Annotated in this window: 13 protein-coding genes; 7 read left to right on the top strand and 6 right to left on the bottom strand. The window is 61.6% G+C overall.

What is annotated here, in order from left to right:
• Positions 1 to 36: 36 nt before the first annotated feature.
• The 5 genes from hypF (at position 37) to DWY03_RS03785 (ending at position 5866) form a co-directional block, all read left to right on the top strand.
• Positions 37 to 2505 (top strand): carbamoyltransferase HypF, encoded by a 2469-nt coding sequence (hypF, locus tag DWY03_RS03805; protein WP_117839949.1) that lies wholly within the window; start codon positions 37 to 39, stop codon positions 2503 to 2505.
• A gap of 131 nt (positions 2506 to 2636) precedes the next feature.
• The gene (locus DWY03_RS03800) at positions 2637 to 2897 is read left to right on the top strand and encodes a HypC/HybG/HupF family hydrogenase formation chaperone (RefSeq protein ID WP_055250830.1); all 261 of its coding nucleotides are present in this window, start codon (positions 2637 to 2639) and stop codon (positions 2895 to 2897) included.
• A complete protein-coding gene (gene hypD, locus DWY03_RS03795; RefSeq protein WP_117839948.1) occupies positions 2897 to 4009 on the top strand; it encodes a hydrogenase formation protein HypD in 1113 nt (370 codons plus the stop codon). Before DWY03_RS03800 ends, hypD begins: the two co-directional genes overlap by 1 nt.
• A 48-nt stretch (positions 4010 to 4057) precedes the next feature.
• Complete coding sequence (gene hypE / locus DWY03_RS03790) at positions 4058 to 5092, top strand: hydrogenase expression/formation protein HypE (protein WP_117839947.1); 1035 nt, start codon at positions 4058 to 4060, stop codon at positions 5090 to 5092.
• Between the two features lie 105 nt (positions 5093 to 5197).
• Positions 5198 to 5866, top strand: a complete 669-nt coding sequence (locus DWY03_RS03785; protein WP_117839946.1) for an HAD family hydrolase — start codon at positions 5198 to 5200, stop codon at positions 5864 to 5866.
• A gap of 490 nt (positions 5867 to 6356) precedes the next feature.
• Here the strand turns inward: DWY03_RS03785 and DWY03_RS03780 are convergent, their stop codons facing one another.
• The 4 genes from DWY03_RS03780 to DWY03_RS03765 form a co-directional block, all read right to left on the bottom strand.
• Complete coding sequence (locus DWY03_RS03780; RefSeq protein ID WP_117757704.1) at positions 6357 to 6914, bottom strand: hypothetical protein; 558 nt, start codon at positions 6912 to 6914, stop codon at positions 6357 to 6359.
• 235 nt (positions 6915 to 7149) lie between these two features.
• Positions 7150 to 7686: a PTS glucose transporter subunit IIA gene (locus DWY03_RS03775; RefSeq protein ID WP_117629667.1), complete on the bottom strand. Its 537-nt coding sequence runs from the start codon at positions 7684 to 7686 to the stop codon at positions 7150 to 7152.
• Positions 7687 to 7837: 151 nt separating this feature from the next.
• Complete coding sequence (locus tag DWY03_RS03770; RefSeq protein ID WP_117839945.1) at positions 7838 to 9277, bottom strand: glycoside hydrolase family 1 protein; 1440 nt, start codon at positions 9275 to 9277, stop codon at positions 7838 to 7840.
• A 170-nt stretch (positions 9278 to 9447) separates the two neighbouring features.
• Entirely contained in the window at positions 9448 to 10440 is a 993-nt protein-coding gene (locus DWY03_RS03765; RefSeq protein WP_117839944.1) for a helix-turn-helix domain-containing protein, read from the bottom strand.
• A 114-nt stretch (positions 10441 to 10554) separates the two neighbouring features.
• Between DWY03_RS03765 and DWY03_RS03760 the strand changes: the two genes are divergently transcribed.
• Both DWY03_RS03760 and DWY03_RS03755 read left to right on the top strand, forming a co-directional pair.
• A complete protein-coding gene (locus DWY03_RS03760; RefSeq protein ID WP_117839943.1) occupies positions 10555 to 13146 on the top strand; it encodes a glycoside hydrolase family 2 in 2592 nt (863 codons plus the stop codon).
• A 166-nt stretch (positions 13147 to 13312) separates the two neighbouring features.
• Complete coding sequence (locus DWY03_RS03755; protein WP_117839942.1) at positions 13313 to 14167, top strand: MurR/RpiR family transcriptional regulator; 855 nt, start codon at positions 13313 to 13315, stop codon at positions 14165 to 14167.
• A 144-nt stretch (positions 14168 to 14311) separates the two neighbouring features.
• Here the strand turns inward: DWY03_RS03755 and DWY03_RS03750 are convergent, their stop codons facing one another.
• Positions 14312 to 14932 carry a helix-turn-helix domain-containing protein gene (locus DWY03_RS03750; protein ID WP_117839941.1) on the bottom strand — a complete coding sequence of 207 codons (621 nt, stop codon included), beginning with the start codon at positions 14930 to 14932 and terminating at the stop codon, positions 14312 to 14314.
• A gap of 374 nt (positions 14933 to 15306) precedes the next feature.
• A complete protein-coding gene (gene pyrE / locus DWY03_RS03745; RefSeq protein WP_117839940.1) occupies positions 15307 to 15987 on the bottom strand; it encodes an orotate phosphoribosyltransferase in 681 nt (226 codons plus the stop codon).
• Positions 15988 to 16222: the final 235 nt, after the last annotated feature.

Raw genomic sequence — 16222 nt, 5'->3', positions numbered from 1 at the left:
TGTCCCTATTTGGTCGGTTTTGATGAGGGGTGTCGCATGCGACATGTGCATATTCATGTGACGGGCATTGTGCAGGGCGTTGGCATGCGGCCGTTTGTGTATCGCGAGGCCATGGCGCATGGCATTTGCGGATGGGTGCTCAACGCGGGCGACGGCGTGCATATCGAGGCGCACGCCCGTGCCGAGGCGGTTGACGGATTTGTCGCTGCTCTTTCTGAGCATGCGCCCGCGGCGGCTCGCGTTGAGCGAGTCGATATTGCGGATTTGAAGCCTAGCGGCTGGAGCGCTGCCGATGAGCAGGGCTTTCGTATTGTGGCATCGCAGGACCAGACCGCGCACACGACGCTCGTCTCGCCCGATATCGCCACCTGCGATGATTGTCTGCGCGAGTTGTTCGACCCCGCCGATCGGCGCTATCACTACCCTTTTATCAACTGTACCAACTGCGGACCGCGCTTTACCATCATCCGGTCGCTGCCTTATGACCGAGCGGCCACGTCGATGAATTGTTTTCCCATGTGTCCTGAGTGTGCCGCGGAGTATGCCGACCCACTCGACCGGCGTTTTCACGCGCAGCCCGATGCCTGCTTTGATTGCGGGCCGCATATCACGTGGCGCGAAGCGAGCGTGGGCGGTGAGCCGGGCGAAGCCGCCGCGTTGCCGGCCGTCGGCACCACACGCGAAGCCAGCGACGCTATCATCGAGCGCTGCATTGAGCTGCTGGCCGGCGGTGGCATCGTCGCCATCAAGGGCCTGGGCGGATTTCACTTGGCATGTGACGCCTCCAACGAGCAGGCGGTAGCCGAGCTTCGTCGTCGCAAACGCCGCAGCAACAAGCCGCTTGCCGTTATGGTGCGCGACCTTGCCGACGTTGAACGCCTGTGCCATGTCAACGACGTTGAGCGCGGCTTGCTGGCCGGCAGCATTCGCCCCATTGTGCTGCTGCGCCGACGTGCTGTTTGCGAGAGCGGCGGCTCCCCCGACGCCCTCGCGCTCGCGCCGTCCGTCGCGCACGACCTTCCCGAGCTCGGCGTTATGCTCCCCTACACCCCGCTTCAGCATCTGTTGCTTGCCGCAGCAGAAGCCCGCGGTGTGCACGCACTCGTCATGACCAGCGGAAACCTGAGCGAAGAGCCCATCGAGACCGATGACGACCTTGCCTGGGAGCGCCTCGTTGCCGCCGGCATTGCTGATGCGCTACTCGGCAACGACCGCGCGATCCTCTCGCGCTACGACGACTCCGTGGTGCGCGTGGTCAACGGCGCCATTATGCCCGTGCGCCGTGCCCGCGGATATGCACCCCAGCCGCTGCCGTTGCCGGCGCTCGACGGCGCTCCGTCCTGCGTGCTCGCCTGCGGGCCACAACAAAAGGCCACGATTGCGCTCACGCGCGAAGGGACGAACGGCGAGGCAACCTGTTTTGTGTCGCAGCATATCGGCGATGTTGAAAACGGCGGGACCTTCGATGCCTGGAACGCCGCGCGCACGCGCTTGGAAGATCTCTTTGACTTGGCGCCCGCCGCCTTGGCCTGCGATTTACACCCCAGCTATCTATCGGACCAGTGGGCGCGCGAACAGGCGCGAAAATGCAATCTGCCGCTCGTCGAGGTGCAGCACCATCATGCGCATATCGCGAGCGTAATGGCCGAGGCTATCGCCGCGGGCCAGCTTACAACCGACGCGCGCGTCCTTGGCATCGCCTTCGACGGCACCGGCGCCGGTACCGATGGGACCATTTGGGGCGGCGAGTTTCTTGTTGCCAGCCTTGGCGGCTTTGAGCGCGCCGCGCATTTGCGCACCTGGGCGCTCCCCGGCGGGGCGGCCTCCGTGCGCGACGCCCGCCGCAACGCCTTTGCCCTGCTCAGTGAGCTCGGCCTGCTCGAGCACCCAGGCGCCGCTCGGCTTTTGGACAGCCTCGACGAGCAAACGCGCAGCGTGACAGCCACCATGATCGAGCGCGGCATCAACAGCCCGCATACCAGCAGCATGGGGCGTCTCTTTGATGCCGCGGCAGCAATTCTGGGCATCTGCGACAAGGCAACCTACGAGGGCGAACCCGCCATAGAATTCGAAGCCGCCGCCTGGCGCGCGCTCAGCAGTGAAAGTGCCTGCCCTACCGGCAATATGGCCAGCTTTTCCGTAACCGAATCATCCCGTCCGGACGACTGCCATGTTCTGAACTCCAGACCGCTTTTTGAGGCGCTTTTGGAGGGAATCAGGACCGGCGTGCCCGCCGGCAGGCTCGCGCTCGGGTTCCACATCGCCATCGCGCGCTCTTCGGCACGAATCGCACACGAAATCTGCGCGCGCGAAGGCATCGATACCGTCGCGCTCTCGGGCGGCGTGTTCATGAACCGACTTTTGCTTCAGCTCCTCACCCGCAATCTTAAAGACGCAGGCCTTACGGTCTTGATTCCCCAAACCGTGCCCGTTAACGACGGCTGCATCGCCTACGGTCAGGCCGCCATCGCTCGCGCCCGCCTCGCGCAGACAGCATCGCGATAGGCTGTTTTGCCAGCCTGCGCGCCGCCGTCTCACAGGTGTAACGCGTTTGCTCGTGACTTCCGCGAGCGCTACCATCAACTGATGGGTAATTAGGCGCCTATCCAGCGCAAAACGTATAAAAGGGGAACATTATGTGCCTTGCCGTTCCCGGTAAAGTGGTCAAACGCGACGACGACCTTAAGGCGACCGTCGACATGATGGGCATCGAGCGCCCCGTTTCGCTGCGCCTCGTGCCGACGGCACAGGTAGGCGACTATATTCTCGTGCACGCCGGCTTTGGCATTCAGATTGTCGACGAGCAGGAAGCCCAAGAGACACTCGAGCTCGTCAATACCATGACCGAGCTGGCCGAAGAGGACCAGCTCGCCACCAACCCGGCCGAGGCATACTAGTGGCGGCGGCGCAGCCGGTTCGCTCCGGTATCGACTTTTCGGCATTTCGCGACCCCAGGCTGGCTCGCGAGCTCATCGATCGCATTCATGAGCTTGTCGGCGACCGCACCATCAACCTTATGGAAGTCTGCGGCACGCATACCGCGAGCATCGGGCGCTATGGTTTTCGCTCCATTATGCCTGCCGGGCTCAAACTGCTGAGCGGTCCGGGTTGCCCCGTCTGCGTTACCGCCAACCGCGATATCGACCATGCAATCGCGCTCGCCAAGATGGACGGCGCCATCATCACCACCTTTGGCGACATGATGCGCGTGCCCGGATCGTCCACCTCGCTTGCCGCGCAAAAGGCCGCGGGGCGCGATATTCGCATTGTGTACTCCCCACTCGATGCACTCGATATCGCCGAACACAACCCCGATCGCCCGGTCATCTTTATGGGCGTCGGCTTTGAGACCACGACGCCCACCATCGCCGCCGCCATTTTGGAGGCCGATGCACGCGGACTCCAAAACTTCTCGGTCTATTGCGCCCACAAGACCACGCCGCCGGCGCTATGCGCGATTGCCAACGATCCCGAGACCACCATCGACGGCTTTATCCTGCCGGGCCACGTCGCCACCATCACGGGCTTGGCCCCCTTTGGCTTTTTGGTCGACGAGTTTAAGACTCCAGGCGTGGTAACGGGATTTGAGCCGGTCGACATCTTGCAGGGAATCTGCATGCTGGTCCAGATGGTTGTCGAGGACAGGCCCGCGATCGACAACGCCTACCGCCGTGGCGTCAATGCCGACGGCAATCCCGTGGCGCGCCAGCTGGTCGAGCAGGTATTTGAGCCGTGCGATACCACATGGCGCGGATTGGGGCCGATTGCCAACTCGGGCCTTTCCATCCGCCCCGAGTTCTCGCGCTTTGATGCCCGCGTTCGCTTTGACGTGCCCGTTGAGACGACGGTCGAGCCGCGCGGATGCCGCTGCGGCGACGTGCTGCGCGGGGCCATTACGCCGAGCAGCTGCCCGCTCTTTGGCCGCACCTGCACGCCCGAGCACCCCGTCGGCCCGTGCATGGTGAGCTCCGAGGGCAGCTGCGCGGCGTACTACCGCTACCGCGACTAGCCCGGACACACCCACATACTGGCACCACCCACGATTGGAGTTTTGGATATGTCCCATAGCATCACCGATAGCACCGTCCTGTTGGGCCACGGCTCCGGCGGGCAGATGATGAAGCGCATTATCGATGAGGTCTTTCTGGATGCCTTTGGGTCGCCCGAGCTGCTCGAGGGCAACGATGCCGGCGTCGCTGCGCTGCCCGCAAGCGGGCGAATCGCCATGTCGACCGACAGCTTTGTGGTAACGCCGCAGTTCTTCCCCGGCGGCAATATCGGCCGCCTCGCCGCATGTGGAACCGTCAACGACGTCGCGACCTCGGGCGCCAACGTGCGCTATCTCTCATGCGGCTTTATCCTCGAAGAGGGCTATCCCATGGACAAGCTGCGCCAGATTGTGCAGACCATGGCCGAAACAGCGCGCGAGGCGGGCGTGTCCATAATCACCGGCGACACCAAGGTGGTCGAGCGTGGCGGTGCCGACGGCGTCTACATCAATACCGCCGGCGTGGGCGAGGTGCCCGCAGGCGTGACGCTCAGCGGTGCCAACTGCCGGCCCGGCGACGCCATCCTGGTATCGGGTACGCTAGGCGACCACGGCATCGCCATCATGAGTCAGCGCGAGGGTCTGGCGTTTTCGAGCACCATCGAAAGCGACGCCGCGCCGCTCAACCACCTGATTGCCAATGTGCTTGCCGCAGCACCCGACACACGCTGCTTTCGCGACCCCACGCGCGGTGGCTTGGCGTCCACACTCAACGAGTTTGCCCAGGCCAGCGATGTTGCCATGGAGGTCGACGAGGATGCCGTGCCCGTGCGTCCCGACGTGCAGGCAGCCTGCGAGATGCTCGGCTACGATGTACTGCAGGTGGCAAACGAGGGCAAGATGGTTGCCGTCGTGCCGGCCGAGCAAGCCGATGCCGCGCTGGCCGCCATGCGCGCCGCCCGCTACGGCGAGAACGCCGCCATCATCGGTCGCGTGCTGCCACTTGCCGAGGGCGCCCGTCCCGCCGTGCGCGTGCGCACCGGCTGGGGCTCGACCCGCATCCTCGACATGCTCGTGGGAGAGCAGCTGCCGAGGATTTGCTAACGACAAAGGCTCAGGGCTATTAAAGATATTCAGATTCCAAACATGCCCGGCACGCATGCCCAGTATTATGGGGTGCGTTTTACAACTCAAGCGGCAGGAGCACCCATGGCAGCGGATTATTCCCATGTGATTTTTGATCTGGACGGCACCATCCTCAACACGCTCGAGGACCTGGCAGCCGCCGGCAACCATACCTGCGAGATGCACGGCTGGCCCACGTTTGCCGTTGACGAGTACCGCTACAAAGTGGGAAACGGCATGCTCAAGCTGGTTGAGCGTTTTATGCCTGCCGAGTATGCGGGCGACGGCCGCATGTTTGAGCAGACGCTTGCCGAGTTTAGGGCTTATTACGGCGAGCACAAGGAGGACCACACCGCCCCCTATGCCGGTACGATCGAGATGCTCGACCGCCTGCGCGCCGCGGGTGTGCAGCTTGCCGTGCTCACTAACAAGGACCACGTCTCGGCGGCTCCGCTTATCGAGAAATACTTTGGTTCCGAGCGCTTTGCGCTGGCGCAGGGCCGCGTCGATGCGTTTCCTCCCAAGCCCGAGGCGCCTGTTACGCTGCATGTGATGAAAGAGCTAGGCGCCGACCCGGCAACCACACTCTATGTGGGCGATTCCAATGTCGATGTTCTGACCGGCCACAACGCCGGCCTTAAGAGTGCGGGCGTCAGCTGGGGCTTCCGCGGCCGCGCAGAGCTGGAAGCCGCCGGCGCCGACTACGTGGTGGACACCCAGGACGAGCTCGCGGCGCTGATTCTGGGCGAGTAGCGGGGCTGTCGCTCAACACGGCTGCATAGATTCTGTCGCGCGGAAAGCGCATCCCGTTTTGCCGCCTCAGAATGGGATGCGCTTTCCGGTTGAGCCTTGTCGGGGAAACCGCATCCCGTTTCAGAGCAGTATTCCGGGTCTCACTTTCCGCAACCCACCCCATCCGGAAACCGTGACCCGCTATTCGGCCAAATACCGGCTCGTATTTTCCGAGCATTCGATGCAACGCTGGCGCAAGGAGTGTCCCCAACTGCCGGCAGAAAAGGAACGTCCCCAAGTGCCGCCTCAATGACTACCATGGCAACGCCGCAGGTAGAGGACGGGCAGCGAGCGGGCACCAGTGCGAACAAATTGGCATGAAAAGAGGACGGTATAGACCTTCTGGTCATGCCGTCCTCTTTGAATGACAAGTTGTCGCTCTGGTGCCCGCGCAGCGTCGGGCAGTTACGGCGTTTGGTAAAACGCCGTAACGAACTACCGCGTAACTCCCCTAGCTCATCATCGCATTCATCATCTCGGTGGTTGCGGAATCGTCAGCAGACCACTCGCCATCGTCATTGGCGGTGTACTTGAAGGTAACCTTGGTGTCCTTGGTCTTAGCGGCCTTGGTCACGTCGACCATGACCTGGCCGGCCATCTTGTACAGGTCGTCCTCGGAAGGCATCGTATCGAGCGCCGCGATCTTCTCCTGATACTGGGTGGCGAAATCTTCAACGATCTTGTTCATGGACTTGCAGGTAATGGTGACATCGGCAGTCGCGGTGCCCTTGTCCTCGTCGACCGTCACATCGCCGATCTTGTAGTCAAAACCCTCGAGATAGCTCTTGGCGTACTCCTTGGGATCGATGCCCAGCTGCTCGAACTCGTCGCCCGAGGCCTCTTCCAGGCCGGCGAGGAAGTCGTCGCCGCCGTTCTTGACCTCGTCAAACTGCGTCGTAAGATCCTCGGTGATGAGCTCCTCAACCGAAGGACCTCCGCAGCCGGAAAGCACAACCACGCACGCGACCAGAACAGCCATCAGGGGCGCAAGCAGCAGCTTCTTCTTCATGACATTCCTCCCAACAAGCGGCACCGCGCTTCCCGACGCGGTGCGCGTCGTAACAATAAGGCCATACTAGCCGATAACGAACACCCCCGGCAAAGCAAAGGCGCAGTCGGCTCGATTTAACGTCCGAACGGTTTACCGGTCCGCCCAACGCGCAATAAAACGTTCCGCCGCATTGCAATAAAAAAGGGCGGCCGGATAACCCGACCACCCCAAAACACCCTTATGTTGCCGCAGACTACTTGCGGACGACCTTGACGATGGCATCGCCAGCGGAGACAGCGGAGTCAGCCTCGACGGCGAGCTCGACATCGGCAAACTCGGCGGTGTTGGACACGGCCACGACGACGCAGTCCTTGTAACCGGCAGCAGCGATCTTGGCGCGGTCGATCTTGAGCATGGGCTGGCCGGCCTTAACGACGTCGTCGGCCTTGACGAAGCCCTCGAAGCCATCGCCGTTCATGTTAACGGTATCGACACCAACGTGCACCAGAACCTCGATGCCGCTATCGGACTGTAGGCCCACGGCGTGACCCATGGTGACGGTCACCTTGCCGTCGCAGGGAGCGTAGACCAGATCGTCCTCGGGCCACACGGCACAGCCCTTGCCCAGGACCTCGCCACCAAAGACGGGATCGGGCACGTCGGCCATCTTGATGACCTTGCCCTTGACGGGCGAGCACAGCACGTCGGCGCCGGCAGAAGCAGAGATGGAGGCCGGAGCAGCGGCAGCCGCGGGCTCAGCCTTCTTCTTGAACATGTCAAACAGACCCATACGATTTCTCCTCTTGATTAAGCGCAACGTTTTGCGCATGCCTATGGTGATTATAGTGCCAAATGGCCAAAATACTAAGGTGAGGGTTCGAATCGCAAGCCCTTCCAAGCCCTTCCCAAAACCTTTTCCCCAGTGGCGCTCATATTGTCGATTAATCCAGACCCTCGGCACCGTTGGACTTGATGATCTTCTGGTAGGCGTAGAAGCTGTCCTTGCGGCGGCGCTCGTAGGTACCGGTGCCGTCGTCGTACTTATCGACGTGAATGAAGCCGTAGCGCTTGCGCATCTCGCCGGTGCCGGCGGACACCAGGTCGATGGGGCCCCACCAGGTATAGGCGATCAGGTCGACGCCGTCGGCAATGGCCTCGCCCATGGCCTTGATGTGGCTGCGCAAGTAGGCGATACGATACGGGTCGTGGATGGAGCCGTCCTCCTCGACCTCATCGTAGGCGCCCATGCCGTTCTCGACCACCATCAGCGGAATCTCGTAGCGGGCGTAAATCTCGTTGAGGGCGATGCGCAGGCCCAGCGGATCGATCTGCCAGCCCCAGTCGGTGGACTCCAGATAGGGATTCTTGCCGCCAAAGGTCATGTTGCCCTCGGTCATCTCGTGGTCCTTGTGGGTGCCCACGGTGCCGGACATGTAGTAGCTAAAGGTGTAGAAATCGACCTTGCCGTCGGCGATATCCTGCAGATCGCCGTCCTCCATCACGAGCTCGACGTCGTTCTCGGCCCAGAAACGCTTGGCATAGAACGGGTACTTGCCGCGCACCTGCACGTCGGAGCAGTACCAGTTCATGGTATTCATCTCCTGCTGCGTGGCGAACACGTCGGCCGGATCGCACGTGGCGGCATAGGAGAGGATGAAGCAGTCCATGTTGCCCATCTTAAACTGCGGATAGTGCTCGTGGGCATAGCGCACGACGCGGCCGCTGGCGACAAACTGGTGATGCAGGGCCTGCATACGGGCCTGCGGCGTGGTGTGGACCGCCGAAGCCGGGCCCTCAAAGCCCTGGATCATGCTGGTCCCAAAGAGGTTGCCCATGTCCTGGGTGCCGCAGTTGATCTCGTTGAAGGTGAGCCAGAACTTGACCTTGTCCTGATAGCGGTCGAAGACGGTCTGGCAGTACTTCTCAAAGAAGCCGATGAGCTCGCGGCTCGCCCAGCCGTTGTACTTCTCGACCAGGTGATAAGGCATCTCGTAGTGCGACAGGGTCACGAGCGGCTCGATATTGTGAGCGCGCAGGCAGTCGAAGACGCGATCGTAGAAGGCGAGGCCGGCCTCGTTGGGCTCGGCGTCGTCGCCGTTGGGGAAGATGCGGCTCCAAGAGATGGACATGCGGAACATGTTGAAGCCCATCTCGGCGAACAGCGCGATATCCTCCTCGTAGTGATGGTAGAAGTCGATACCGTCATGATTGGGGTAGAAGCGGTCGGGGTCGATGTCGATCGTAATCTGACGCGGCTCCTTGTAGCTGCCGCCCAAAAAATGGTCATCGACGGAAGGACCGCGGCCGTCCACGTTCCAAGCGCCCTCAAACTGATTGGCGGCGGTAGCGCCACCCCAATAGAAACCCTCGGGGAATCCCATAAGTGCCTCCTCGCTCATGCGTGTTGCTGATGAAACGAGTATGCCGCCGAGTCGCTCCAGGCCAGGGCGAAGGCGCCGATTTGGACACTTCTTTTCGCAGACGCGCGCTGCAACAGCGCTGCAGCTGAAACTTTTTGACACCGAAGGAGCGAAGACGATCCGCCCCGCGCTTACCGGCGGTATGCCGCGGGGGTGCAGCCATACTTGTCGTGAAACTTACGGTAGAAGAAGCTCATGTTTTCATAGCCCACCGCATGCGCAGCCGCCCCGGCCGTGGCGCCACCGCGCAGAAGCTCGGCCGCACGTACCAGGCGTCGCTCCTGCACAAGCTGCCTAAAGGTCTTGCCCACATGGCGCTTGAGGAGCGCCGTCGCATAATTAGGGCTCAAGCCAAACTCCGCCGCCATCCCCTCGAGGGAGCATGCAGCGAATTCGCGATCGATATAGCCGAGCATTCCCGTCACCAGGGCAGTGGGCCCCGCCGCGCCGTCCGCCGCGCCGCGCACCAGCTCGCGCTCGTAGCAATCCATGAGCTCGGCCAAAAACAGCTGAAACAGACGCAAGACGATCTCGGGACCGTTGGGGCTCGGGTCGTACAGCTCACAGAGCATCTCCTGCATGTAGCGCCGAATCCGACGGCTCTCGCCGCAATGAAAACGGACATGGCCCCGATGGTCCGTCTCGCTGTTGAGCGCGTTGAACAAAAACCGCGAGACCGCGCTCTCGCGCGAGAGGCTCGACTCGAGGCTCCGGCGCAAAAAAGAGCGTGAAACGGTCATGCTTAGCATGATGTCGTCCTCACCAAGCGCCGCCACGGCATGCGGGCAGAGGGCGTCGAGCAAAAGCACCTCGTTGCGGCCCAGCTCGAGCCTCTCCCCCGCCACCGTCTGCGGGCAGCGTCCGCGATACACATAGCTCAGCTCCACGTAATCATGCACGTGCTCGGGAACTGCATTAAAGCGCGAGTTTTTCCTTATCGTCAGGCCACGCGGCATGCCGGGCTGGGCGTAGGCAAACCCTGGCTGCCCAATCTTGCGCACTGGGCATCCGTCGATTTCGACATGCTCGGTCATAATCGACCAATCAAATGCCATGCCGTCTTTATAAGCGATCTCACTGGCGCTCAGTTCGCTGAGCCTACGCTCGAGCTCGTCGATCTCCATGGCTTGCCAATCGTTGATTTGGTCATAGTTCGTCGTGATTCAGATATTAGCAGAACGCGCCGACGCGTCCATAATCTGTGCTATGCAGCAGATCGATCGAGCCAAGGAGGATCCATGACCGCGTACTATCAGCAGGTGCTCGAGGGCACATACGACAACCACGTGCTTCCGTTTTTGTGGATGAAGGGCGAGAGCCATAAAACCATTGCCGAGTATCTGGAAAAGATCGCCGGCGCCGACATCCACGAGGTCTGTCTCGAAAGCCGCCCACACCCCGATTTTTGCGGCGAGGGCTGGTGGCGCGACCTGCGCTTTGTCATTGACGAGTGCAAGCAGCTGGGCCTTAAGCTCTGGATCTTGGACGACGCGCACTTCCCCACGGGCTTTGCCAACGGCGCCGTCAAGGAGGCCGTGCCCGAGCTCCGCAAGATCGTTCTCACGCACCGCACACTCGACATCGTGGGTCCCACGTCCGCCGCAAGCATCGCGCTCGCCAACATGTTCGACAAAACCGAGCACTTCTACGGCGTGACATTTATGCAGGACGGCAGCCCCGTCGACGTCGCTTACCGAGTAATCGACGATGCAGACGGCAACCCCAGCCGCCTGGTCTTCGATGCACCTGCGGGCCTCACGCAGGCATGCGTGATGTTCACGAGCGGCAAGACCTCCTACAACGAGGACTACATCAATATGGTCGACCGCGCCTCGGTGGCGCAGCTCATCGATGCTGTCTACGAGCCGCATTTTGAGCATCTGGGCGATGAGTTTGGCAAGACGATCCTGGGCTTTTTCTCCGATGAGCCCGGATTTGCCAACGAGAAGGGCACCACGGGCCCCGATGGCATCTCGGACACGCTCATCGGCAAGGCCACCGCGCCCCTACCCTGGTCGGCCGAGCTTGAGCGTCGCCTACGCGCTGCACTGGGCGAGCGCTACCTGGCCGAGCTCCCGCACCTGTGGGACCGCGAGCCGGCCGGCGCGCACGTACGCCACGTCTATATGGACATCGCGAGCACCCTCTATAAGGAGTGCTTCTGCGACCAGCTCGGAGACTGGTGCCGCGCGCGCGGCGTGCAGTACATCGGCCACGTTATCGAGGACAAGGACTGCCACGCGCGCCTGGGCGTGGGCGCCGGGCACTACTTCCGCGCCGTGGGCGGTCAGGACATGGCGGGCGTCGACATCGTGATCAACCAGCTGGTACCCGGCATGGACCGCGGCCTTCACAGCTACGGACGCGGCGTATGGGACCTCGAGTTCTATAACTACGTGCTGCCCAAGCTGGGCTCCTCGGCAGCACACCTCGACCCCAAAAAGCAGGGGCGCTGCATGGCCGAGGTCTTTGGCGCATTTGGATGGCACGAAGGCCTGCGCGAGATGAAGTGGATCGCCGATCATTTTTTGGTGCGCGGCGTCAATTGGTTTGTGCCGCATGCCTTTAGCATGGCCGCCTTCCCCGACTGGGACTGCCCGCCGCATTTCTATGCGCATGGCCAAAACCCCCAGTTTGCACACTTTGGGCAGCTCATGAGCTACATGAACCGTACGGCGAGTCTGCTGAGCGGCGGGCGTGCAACGACCCCGGCGGCGCTTCTCTACCATGCGGACGCCGAGTGGGCAGGCGAGGCGAACTTTATGCAGCATGCCGCCTCCGAGCTTATGCGCGCGCAGGTCGACTTTGACATCGTGCCAGCAGAGGCATTTGAGGACGCAGGGCGCTATGCCGTTGAAATTGCCGCAGACGGTAGCGGCTTTAGCGTGAACGGCCAGGCATACCGCTGCCTGGTGATGCCCGGAGCCGAGTTTGTCGGCGGAGCCGTGCTCGACTTTGCCGCGCGCGCCGCAGCCGCGGGCGTTGCCGTGTACGCGCTGGATAAGTTGCCGAACAAGCGCTACGACGGCGACACTGCAGGCCGCGAGGGCTTTGCCTCCCTGGATGCAACCGCGCTCGCCGGCATCAAACTCCTGGCGACCACCGGGCTCGCAGGCACACTTGCCAATACCGGCATGCAGACCGTGGTTTGCGCCGAGCCCCAGCCCTGGCTGCGCGCACTGCGCTACGAGCGGGCGGGCGAGAGCTATCTGATGCTCGTCAACGAGCATCCCAAGCAGGGTATCTCCACTCAGGTTGCGCTTGCCGACGGCACACCCGTTGCAGGCGCGCGCCTCGACCTGCTCAACGGCACCGAGCCCGCCGCCTTTGACGGCACGCTCGAGTTGGCTCCCTACGAGAGCTGCATCGTGGTCCTTGGGGCTACAGGTTCCGCCGGCGCGGCAACCGTTGGAGACGAAGCCGCATGCATCGACGGGCCCTGGGCGGTTGCCTTCTCTGCCCCTGGCACCGATGCCTTTGGCGAGCCTGTTGAGCTTGCAGACCTGCACGACCTTTCCTCGGCCGAGTTCCCCGGCAAGGACGGCACATTCCGCTACCAGGCCTCCTTTGTCCTGGGCGAAGCGGTCACCAGCACCGTCATCGACCTTGGCGAGGTCTTTGAGACCGCAACCGTCGCCCTCGACGGCAAATCCCTCGGCACCCGTATCTGTCCGCCTTACCGCTTTGAGGTCGGCGCGCTTTTGGCCGGTGAGCACGCGCTTACGATCGACATCATCAACACCCTCGATCACGCCGTCCCCGACATATTCGGCATGACCGAGCCCTCCGAGCCCAGCGGCCTCTTGGGGCCCGTACGTGTGCTCGGGTAACGCCCCGGGCGCAAACGGCCCAACAAGGACAGTGCCCCCATGTTGAGCCCGCACGGCGTCGAGCGGTCCGTCGTTCATAGACCGGCGGACCAAAACTCCCAGCCAAGCCGAACGTTTTATTTATCGTTATGATTGGTTTATCGCGACGCAAACGCATAGGAGCCATATGGATATCAGGCGAAAGATCACGCAGGGCAAAAGCCTCACCCCCACCGAGCAACAACTTGGGCAAACGGCCCTCGCCATGGGCGAGGATGTGCGCGGGCTTTCCATTAAGGAATTTGCCGCGTGCGCCAACGTTTCGGTCGCGAGCGTGCACCGCTTTTGCAAAAAGCTCGGCCTCGAGGGATTCAAAGACCTCAAGGTCGAGCTCATCCGCCAGGCGACCGAGGCGGGCAATCGGCGCGACGTGGACATCAACTTTCCCTTCGATGCCACCTCCACCCCCGCACAGGTAATGGAGCGCATGGAGGGGCTCTACCAGACCACCTTGGCCGAAACGCAGGAACTGCTCGACCCCGCACAGCTCGACTACGCCGCCAAGCTCGTCATGCGCGCCGACACCGTGGACATCTACACGGGCTCGCATAACCTGTATCCAGCGGGAATGTTCCGCGATCGCTTGCTTTCCGCCGGTAAAAGCGCGACGTGCTACGGCAGCGTCGAGGCGCAGGTGCGTACGGCGCTCGCCTCGGGCCCCGACCATGTGGCGATTGTCATCTCCTACAGCGGCCTTGCCCCCAACCTCAGGGAGATCTTGCCGATCCTCAGCAGTCGACGCGTCCCGGTCATCGTCATCGGCACACCGTACTGCGCCCGCATTCACCCCGGCTTTGCCGCCTATCTCATGGTGAGCGACCACGAGAGTATGACGCACCGCATCACGCAGTTCGCCAGCCACATCGCCGTGCAATACGTGCTCGATTCGCTCTACAGCAGCTACTTTGCCAAAGATTACGCCCGCTGTTCCGAGTTCCTCGAGCGGTCGTTTCCCTACACCCGCCTGCCCGGGCTCAAGTAACGACGAGCGTGGATTTTTGGACACTCAGATAACGAGCGTGGATAATCTCCCACTTTGAGCCCGCACACAGGCCAAAACCGGGAGATTATCCACGCTCATTTTGGGTCCCCTGGGAAACGCATGAGGAGGGCGGATAGACAGCCGTTATTTGCGAGGCGTCAGCGACGTAAAGAGCCCGTGTTGGTTGCAGTAAAGATATATCCTGCCGCGCCCGGTAATATGGAAGCGCGGCTGCACCGATTGCTCTGGATAGAGCTTCTTAAAGCAGACGCCGTCCATAGTCGCATATGCCACAAAGCTAATGTAGTGATCCTTGGTCATGGGATGATCGAGCGTGACGTACCAATCGTCCTCGATGCGCTCGATGGAAAAGGCGTGGTCCGCGTCCGGCTCTTCGGCCTCCTGGGGAAACATCGTGGAGCCACAGCAGCTAAAGCTGCCTTCTCCGAGCGCGTGCACAACGTTTCCGCAGATAGGGCAAACGTAAAAGACGCCTTTGAGCATATTGCCTGCACGGTTGGCGTTGGCCCGAATGTCACCAGCCAAAAGCTCAGCCACGCTTATGCCGAGTCTCTGGGCCAAAGGCTCAACGAGGGAAATGTCGGGAAGGCCGCGGCCGGATTCCCACTTGCTGACGGCTTTATCGGTCACACCAAGGCTTTCCGCCAGGGCGCGCTGGGTGAGGCCGCGCTCTTCGCGCAGCTGCTTAATGGCATGCGCTGCCAAAAAAGTATGGGAGGCATTGGTTTGCCGTGTCTGGTTCATGGGCTGTCCAATCAAATTGAAGAAATGGAGTGAACCGGTTCGACAGTCAGTATCCATTTGAAGGCCAGGCTCGACAACCTACGCTGCGTAGACATGCGCCAATCGAACGAGCGCGGATTTTGGACGCTCATCCTAAGTAGTCATTTAAGAACGTCCCCAATGACTACATCAGGAGTGTCCCCAGATGCCGCATCGCCAGCAACGGGAGTGCCGATGTCTTGGCAACGACAGCGAGCGGGCCGCATTTGAGACAAGGTGACGTGAAACGAAAGGGCGCTGACCTTCTGGTCGCGCCCTTGAAGTTGAACGTCAGATTGTCCAAATGCGGCCCGCGCAGCGTCGGCCGGTTACGGCGTTTGGTAAAACGCCGTAACCTACTTAACTCCGTACTGCTCGTAGTAGGCGTCGATAGCGGCCTTGAGCTCGTCATCGATGACGACCTTGCCGTCGATCTCGTGGTTGTAGAGGGTCTCGACGACCTCGGCCATGGAGACGATGCTCGCGACGGGGAAACCGTACTTGGCCTCGATCTCCTTCTGCGCGGTGGTCACGCCACCCTTGCCGACCTCCATGCGGTTGAGGGAAACGATAAGGCCCTTGATCTCGACATCGGCAGCAGCCTTGACCTTGGGGTAGGTCTCGTCGATGGACTTGCCGGAGGTGGTGACATCCTCGACCATAATCACGCGGTCGCCGTCCTGGGGCTCATAGCCCAAAAGGTTGCCCTTGTCGGCACCGTGGTCCTTGGCCTCCTTGCGGTCACAGCAGTACTTGACCTCCTTGCCGTACAGCTCGTGGTAGGCAATGGCGGTCACGACGGCCAGCGGAATGCCCTTGTAGGCCGGTCCAAACAGCACGTCGAAGTCGTCGCCAAAGTTATCGTGAATGGCCTGGGCGTAATACTCGCCCAGCTTCTTGAGCTGATAGCCCGTCACGTAAGCGCCGGCGTTCATAAAGAACGGGGACTGACGGCCGCTCTTGAGCGTAAAGCTGCCGAACTTAAGAACATCGGACTCGACCATAAACTTGATGAACTCTTGCTTGTAAGCCTCCATGCGGGCTCCTCTCGTAATCGCGTACGTGTCTTCCAGTTTAGCGCAGGCAAGGCGCGTTGCGGGCGCGCTTTGGGGCCTCAGCATTCTGTAAAGGCTTTGTCAGGGGCAATGGTTTTCCAAACAAAGGGGTTGACACGGCAAACCCCCTCATAAAAATACGGGCGGATTAAAACGGGTACGAGATACCCAAAGCGCGCCGCGCCCGGCCTTAAGGGGGTGTGCCATGGAAGGCAGC

Source organism: Collinsella sp. AF23-2, from assembly GCF_003459245.1.
Taxonomy (GTDB): Bacteria; Actinomycetota; Coriobacteriia; order Coriobacteriales; family Coriobacteriaceae; genus Collinsella.
The sequence above is the reverse complement of the archived record's forward strand: the minus strand, read 5'-3'. Positions and strand labels throughout refer to the sequence as shown.

Excerpts from the sequence above, each read along its gene's own strand:
- DWY03_RS03775 (WP_117629667.1), bottom strand. The coding sequence starts at position 7,686 with ATGGGTCTGTTTGACATGTTCAAGAAGAAGGCTGAGCCCGCGGCTGCC.
- DWY03_RS03785 (WP_117839946.1), top strand. The coding sequence starts at position 5,198 with ATGGCAGCGGATTATTCCCATGTGATTTTTGATCTGGACGGCACCATC.
- DWY03_RS03780 (WP_117757704.1), bottom strand. The coding sequence starts at position 6,914 with ATGAAGAAGAAGCTGCTGCTTGCGCCCCTGATGGCTGTTCTGGTCGCG.
- DWY03_RS03765 (WP_117839944.1), bottom strand. The coding sequence starts at position 10,440 with ATGGAGATCGACGAGCTCGAGCGTAGGCTCAGCGAACTGAGCGCCAGT.
- DWY03_RS03755 (WP_117839942.1), top strand. The coding sequence starts at position 13,313 with ATGGATATCAGGCGAAAGATCACGCAGGGCAAAAGCCTCACCCCCACC.
- DWY03_RS03770 (WP_117839945.1), bottom strand. The coding sequence starts at position 9,277 with ATGGGATTCCCCGAGGGTTTCTATTGGGGTGGCGCTACCGCCGCCAAT.
- hypF (WP_117839949.1), top strand. The coding sequence starts at position 37 with ATGCGACATGTGCATATTCATGTGACGGGCATTGTGCAGGGCGTTGGC.
- pyrE (WP_117839940.1), bottom strand. The coding sequence starts at position 15,987 with ATGGAGGCTTACAAGCAAGAGTTCATCAAGTTTATGGTCGAGTCCGAT.
- DWY03_RS03760 (WP_117839943.1), top strand. The coding sequence starts at position 10,555 with ATGACCGCGTACTATCAGCAGGTGCTCGAGGGCACATACGACAACCAC.
- DWY03_RS03750 (WP_117839941.1), bottom strand. The coding sequence starts at position 14,932 with ATGAACCAGACACGGCAAACCAATGCCTCCCATACTTTTTTGGCAGCG.
- DWY03_RS03800 (WP_055250830.1), top strand. The coding sequence starts at position 2,637 with ATGTGCCTTGCCGTTCCCGGTAAAGTGGTCAAACGCGACGACGACCTT.
- hypE (WP_117839947.1), top strand. The coding sequence starts at position 4,058 with ATGTCCCATAGCATCACCGATAGCACCGTCCTGTTGGGCCACGGCTCC.